Source organism: Nonomuraea sp. NPDC049784, assembly GCF_040659615.1.
Classification (GTDB): domain Bacteria; phylum Actinomycetota; class Actinomycetes; order Streptosporangiales; family Streptosporangiaceae; genus Nonomuraea.
Genome location: NZ_JBFAMX010000742.1, coordinates 1 through 4,436 on the forward strand (window position 1 = coordinate 1; position 4,436 = coordinate 4,436).

Consider the following 4,436-nt stretch of genomic DNA (forward strand, 5'->3'; position numbering starts at 1 on the left):
GGGCCGCGCGCCGGAGTCCGGCCTGACTGAAGGAGCCGAAGAGCACCTCCGGGCCGCCCGCCCGGGCGGGCGCGGGGCCGATCGGACCGATCCCTTTGCCGTACGGCTCGCCGGACCACACGCGCCGCATGACCTCCATCATCTCGTCCAGCCGCGCTCCCCGGCCGTGCACATCCGCCCCCGCCGCCTCGTAGTCGTCCCGCCGCGCCCCCAGGCCGATACCGAGCGTGAAACGGCCACCCGACATACGATCCAGGGTCGCGGCCTGCTTGGCCAGCAGCGCGGGCTCGCGCAACGGCGCAAGCAGCACCTCGGTCTGCACCCGGATCCGTGAGGTGGCCCCGGCGAGCACGCCGAGTGCCACCAGAGGCTCGGGATTGTCGTAGACGAGACGGTCCAGCAGGCCGAGCGTGCTGAACGGTCCATCGTCCGCGCGCCGCGCCCACTCCAGCAGGCATTCGGGTTCGCTGATAGGCAGCCCGAGACCGACGTTCATTGTGCCCCCTCACTGTCGCCGATCGCGCGTTCCATTCCGCCCGCCGGGGCCCCCTCCCGGCGGGTCAGCGGTGACTCCCGTCTGTGCTGGTACGCGTGTGGTATTCGTGCCCAGGCCGAGGGCGAGGATGCCACCCATATTCGGCATTTCGCCAGGTCGTCAGCCGAATGCAGCTAGAGCGAGCTGGGTGTGAGTAATCCGTCCCGGTGGGAGGCCCGCCGCCTCATCGGCGAATCCACCTAAACCTGGCGAGACATCTGAAATCCCCGCAAGACAGAACTCTCATGATCAAACGCTCGCTTAAGACATCCCCCGCCAATTCCTCTACCTCAATAACTTCCGACAACTTCACTGCCCCGGTAACCTTGCGGGATTCTTTGACTCCGGTGGAGAGTCGTCGTGGGGCCCCGATGTTCGCCATGCCGATCAGCGCGCTCGGGCTGATCTTCGACTTCTTCCTGGCCGGACGGAAGTAACTGATCCGTGGTGCGACTACCCCGGGACCGAAGCAGGTCCTGCACCCCCCAACCCCAGGAGGTAGAGCCGTGGGCTCTGGCAAGAAGATGTGGACAGCAGTGTCGCTGGCCACTGCTGTGCTGGCGATCACCGCGGCCTGCGGCGGCCAAGGCGCCGACGGCGAGATCAAGTTACGTTTCTCCTACTGGGGCAGCGCCGCAAGGCAGAAGATGACGCAAGAGGCGATCAAGAAGTTCGAAGCCAAGAACCCGAACATCGACATCGAGGAAGAGTTCTCCGACTTCGGCAGCTACTACGAGACGCTGGCCACGAAGGTCGCGGATGGCGAAGCGCCTGATGTCATCACCCTCGAGATCCGCGGCCTGCGGGAATACGCCGACCGCGGCACGCTCGCCGATCTGGCCAGCAAGGTCGACACCGCCGACATCGACGGCAAGGTGCTCGCCACCGGTGCCATCGACGGGAAGCAGTTCGCCATCCCCACCGGCGTCAACGCCTGGTCCCTGGTCGTGGACCCGAAGGCGGTCAAGGACGCGGGGCAGAGACTACCCGACGACACCATGTGGACCTGGGAAGAATACGTCGACTTGGCGGCGCAGATCACCGCAAGGACCGGTGGCAAGGTCTACGGCACGCAGGAGGCTTTCAATCCGGCCTTCCTGCAGATCTTCGCCGCTCAGCGGGGCGAGTCCCTCTACAAGGGCAACAAGATCGGCGTCTCGCCCAATACGCTCAAGGCGTGGTGGGCCGTCCACCGGAAACTGATCAAGACCAAGGGTTCTCCTGACGCCGCCAAGAGCGTGGAGCTCGGGTCCCAGGGCGAGGACCGGTCGCTGTTCGCCACCCGCAACGGCGCGATGGGGATGTGGTGGAGCAACCAGCTCGGCTCGATCAACAAGGCGTCAGGCGGCAAGGAAGTGGACCTGCTGCGGATGCCGAAGGTACAAGGCGCTCCCACCGGTGGCATGTTCCTGCAGCCGGCCATGTTCTACGCCGCCTCGGCAAAGTCTGAGCGCCAGGCCGCGGCGGCCAAGTTCATCGATTTCATGATCAACGACCCGGAGGCGGGCGCGATCATCCTCAGCGACCGCGGCCTGCCGGCCAGTTCCAAGGTGCTGGCGGCAGTCAGGGACAAGCTTCCGGAGACCGACAAGAAGACGCTGGCCTTCCTCGACGAGATCAAGGGCGAGCTCACGGACCCGCCCGCCGCCCCGCCGAAGCACGCCAGCGCCATCGAGGACATCCTCAGACGGTATACGAACGAGGTTCTGTTCAGCCGGATGACCCCTGACGACGCCGCACAGAAGCTCATCACAGAGGCCAACGCCCTCATCGCAGGCTAGAGGGGAGGACATCGGGCTCGGGCACCGCGCGCAAATGTACGTCGACGCGCTGCTCGGGAAGTGGCGCGACCCCGGCAGCGGGCCGAGTCGGTAGCGGCGTCCCCGGCGATTGCGAGAGCCGGGGACGATGGCCCGGCGACCGGACAGATCGATGCCGGCGGCCACCTCGGCGGCGGTCGATTGGGCGGTGAGTGGGGTGGTGATGCGCGTGATCATGGTCGTGATCCTCTTGATCATCGTCTGGGTGCCGGTATCAGGCGGCGACCGGTGTCAGGCGGTGACGAGGTGTTCGGGCCGGTCGCGGAGGGTGTGGAGGTCCCAGTAGATCTGCGCGATGTCGTCCGGGGCGGCGTGTGGGACACCTTCGGGAGCGGTCGCGCCGATGAAGAGGTTGATGGCCACGGTCGCGGCCCGCCCTCTTCGCGCCCGCCGCCCTCCTGGCGGCGCTCGCCCGGGTCGCCATCGGGGCGCCGGCGTGGCAGGGGCCGTTCGTGGAGGACGAGCTCCGGCAGCGGTCCCGTACGCCGTGCCGTACGGGGTCGTCGTGGGGCTGACCTGGCGCGGAAGGAGCGGCGCGACGGCTGCTTGCGTGGGCCCGCGCGCTGCAACGGGCTCCCGGCTGTGAGGTCGCTCACAACGTGTCACAGCCGAGCAGGGCTTGTCGTCTTAGAGGGCATGACAAACGCGGAACAGACCTCGGTGTTGATCACCGGAGGCAACAAGGGACTTGGTTTTGAGGCGGCCCGGCGGCTCGGGGAACAGGGCTGGACGATCTTTCTCGGCTCGCGTGATGAAGGTCGAGGACGGGCAGCGGCCGACAAGCTGACCGACGGTGGCGCGAACGTGGTCATGGTCCCGCTGGACGTGACCTCGGACGAGTCGGTGGCCGACGCTGTACGGCTCGTCCGGAAGCACACCGACCGGCTGGATGTGTTGATCAACAACGCCGGCGCGCCAGGAAATATCATTGCGCCTGCAGACGCGACGGCTGACGAAATTCATTCCGTCTACGACACCAACGTGTACGGACCGATCAGGGTCACGCATGCGTTCCTCCCCTTGCTGCGGGCGGCGGACCATCCGCGGGTGGTGATGGTGTCCAGCGGTGGCGGTTCCTTCGCGGTCGTGACCGATCCGGAGCAGCCCGTCTCGAAAATGCACGAGCTCGCCTACAGCTCGTCGAAAGCGGCGCTGAACATGATCACCGTCCGGTACGCCCAGGCGCTCCCGAACATCAAATTCAACGTCGCCACTCCCGGAGAAGTCGCCAACCGCAAATTCGCGGCCACCGACATGAACCATCACACCGGCGAGCTGACGGTCACCGAGGGCACCGACTCGATCGTCAAACTCGCGATGATCGACGCCGACGGGCCGACCGGGACCTTCATCGATCGCCTTGGCCCCGTCGCGTGGTGACCGCCGCGCAACCAACCTGCGGCCGACGCCGGAGACCCGGCAAAGGCCCGAGGTGTCACATCTCGAAGCCACCCTTGTCGCCCACGAAGGCGCGGCGCGCGTACGACTGGCGGCCGCGGCACGGGCACGCACCTGCGAGGCGCCGCGGGCGGGAACGAGCGTTTCCGGTGGCCCGGTGAACACCGAAGAAGATCAACGCGCCTCGCCGCCCCCGCCCCCGCCTCCGTCGTCGGCGCGGGCGGTGGCACGTGGACAAGACCGTGCCGGTCGCGGCAGCGGAGGGGTACGGCATGATCGAGGGCCCGGCGCCTCGGATACCCTGCTGGACGTCGTGCGGCAGCGCCCTCGAACGAGAAGGCCAAGGAGATGAGCCGCGGTGCGCGAGTTGGCGGGAGGGATTCCGTGCCTGGGGCAGCGGATGAGACGGGCGCGGACGGTTACCGGCCGCTGCTGTTCTCCATCGCCTACGGGATGACCGGATCCGTGGGCGATGCTGAGGACATCGTGCAGGACGCGTTCCTCGGCATGACCCGGGCGCGCCTGGCGGGAACCACGATCGCCGATCCGAAGGCGTACCTGACGACGGCGGTGACGCGGCTGGGCATCGACTACCTGCGTTCGGCGCGGGTGCGGCGGGAGACGTACGTGGGGGAGTGGCTGCCCGAGCCGGTCGTCGTGTCCGCCGATGGGCCGGGGCCGGC

Annotated in this window: 5 protein-coding genes; 3 read left to right on the forward strand and 2 right to left on the reverse strand. The window is 67.5% G+C overall.

Annotated features, from left to right (window positions below):
• On the reverse strand, positions 1 to 496 hold a 496-nt coding region (locus tag AB0J09_RS57380; protein WP_360711330.1), incomplete at its 3' end, for an LLM class flavin-dependent oxidoreductase.
• 545 nt (positions 497 to 1,041) lie between these two features.
• Here AB0J09_RS57380 and AB0J09_RS57385 point away from each other — a divergent pair.
• Positions 1,042 to 2,316, forward strand: coding sequence for an extracellular solute-binding protein (locus tag AB0J09_RS57385; protein ID WP_360711333.1), 1,275 nt, complete (start codon positions 1,042 to 1,044; stop codon positions 2,314 to 2,316).
• 270 nt (positions 2,317 to 2,586) lie between these two features.
• Here the strand turns inward: AB0J09_RS57385 and AB0J09_RS57390 are convergent, their stop codons facing one another.
• Positions 2,587 to 2,718, reverse strand: a complete 132-nt coding sequence (locus tag AB0J09_RS57390; RefSeq protein ID WP_360711336.1) for a hypothetical protein — start codon at positions 2,716 to 2,718, stop codon at positions 2,587 to 2,589.
• 273 nt (positions 2,719 to 2,991) lie between these two features.
• Here AB0J09_RS57390 and AB0J09_RS57395 point away from each other — a divergent pair, with 273 nt between their 5' ends.
• Both AB0J09_RS57395 and AB0J09_RS57400 read left to right on the forward strand, forming a co-directional pair.
• Positions 2,992 to 3,735, forward strand: coding sequence for an SDR family oxidoreductase (locus AB0J09_RS57395; RefSeq protein ID WP_360711339.1), 744 nt, complete (start codon positions 2,992 to 2,994; stop codon positions 3,733 to 3,735).
• 402 nt (positions 3,736 to 4,137) lie between these two features.
• The coding region (locus AB0J09_RS57400) for a sigma factor (protein ID WP_360711342.1) at positions 4,138 to 4,436 on the forward strand (299 nt) is incomplete at its 3' end.

Excerpts from the sequence above, each read along its gene's own strand:
- AB0J09_RS57395 (WP_360711339.1), top strand. The coding sequence starts at position 2,992 with ATGACAAACGCGGAACAGACCTCGGTGTTGATCACCGGAGGCAACAAG.